General features: G+C 56.1%; 1 protein-coding gene. It reads left to right on the top strand.

Annotation, left to right across the window (positions count from 1 at the left end; genetic code table 11):
• Positions 1 to 1,375 (top strand): cadherin-like domain-containing protein (locus KJI95_RS19355; RefSeq protein ID WP_214508838.1); only part of this gene is annotated, 1,375 nt, incomplete at both ends.

Here is a 1,375-nt window from a genome sequence, read left to right as displayed (position 1 = left end):
AACGTGTTCGAGCAGCTGGACCTGACCGGCGCCAGCGTGACCACCACCATCAAGGATGCGGCATCTCCAACTGACCCAGAAGTCCCGGGTGAAGAAGACACTGTCACTGTGACCCTGACCGGCCCAGGCTCAGTCACCGAAGGCGAGACCACCGGCAGCTACACCGTGACCCTGAGCGAGCCTGCCCCGGCTGGCAGTATTGTGACGCTCAGCTACAGCTACACCACCGCCAGTGGTGAAGACATCATTGAAACCGTGCAGGCCGTGATTGGTGCCGATGGCAAGACTGCCACCTTCACCATCACCACTAAAGCCGATCAGCCGTTTGAAGGCCCTGAAAGCTTCACCGTGTCGGTCAGCGGTATCACCGTTGGCGGCAACAATGTATTTGAGAAGCTGGATCTGTCTGGCGCCAGTGTTGAAACCACTATCACTGATACCAACAATCCGCCAACTACCACTGATTTGCAGGCTTCAGGCAACGAAGATGCTGATAGCATAGCGATTCCAACTCTGTCAGGCGCCGACATTGACGGCTCCGTGGTCAGCTTCACCATCAATAGCCTGCCAACCAATGGCACCCTGATGTTCAATGGCGTTGCCGTGACAGTCGGTCAGAGCATTCTGATCGCCAATGCAGCCGACCTGACCTTCGTGCCCAACGCCAACTGGAACGGTGAAACCAGCTTCACTTACAGCGCAGTGGATAACGTCGGCGCCGTAGATCAAAGCCCTGCAACAGTTGCTATCGTTGTTGCATCAGTTAACGATGCCCCTGTCGCTGTGAATGACGTTAACAGCGTCGATGAAGATGCATCCGTGACCGCCACTGCTCTGACCGGCGTGTTAGAAAATGACTCAGATATCGATGGCGGCACTTTAACTGTTACCGAGATACGTACAGGTACAGAAGCAGGAACAGGTAATAGCGGGATCGTTGGCAGTGCACTTACTGGCACCTATGGCACCCTGACGCTCAACGCTAACGGCAGCTACACCTATATAGCAGATCAAGCTGCTGCCAACGCTCTCGCAGAAGGTCAGCAGGTCACCGAAACCTTTACATATACAGTCAGCGATGGCCAAGGTGGATTTGACACTGCTGAGCTGACCATCACCATCACCGGCACCAATGACAGCCCGGTTATCACCAATGACAGCGTCACCAGTGGCGCTGTCGTGGAAGCCGGTGATCTGGATAACGGCACCGACGTTGCCGGTACCCCGTCTGCCACCGGTCAGCTCAACGCCACCGACGTCGATGCTGACGCCACCGAAAGCTGGAGTGTGCTCGATGCCACCAATGCCTATGGTACCTTCTCCGTAGACGGCACCGGCAAGTGGACTTTCACCCTCGACAACAATGCCGCGGCCA

This window comes from Shewanella jiangmenensis (assembly GCF_018596335.1).
Taxonomy (GTDB): Bacteria; Pseudomonadota; Gammaproteobacteria; order Enterobacterales; family Shewanellaceae; genus Shewanella; species Shewanella jiangmenensis.
Note: the sequence above shows the minus strand (reverse complement) of the source record. Positions and strands in the feature narration are given on the sequence as shown.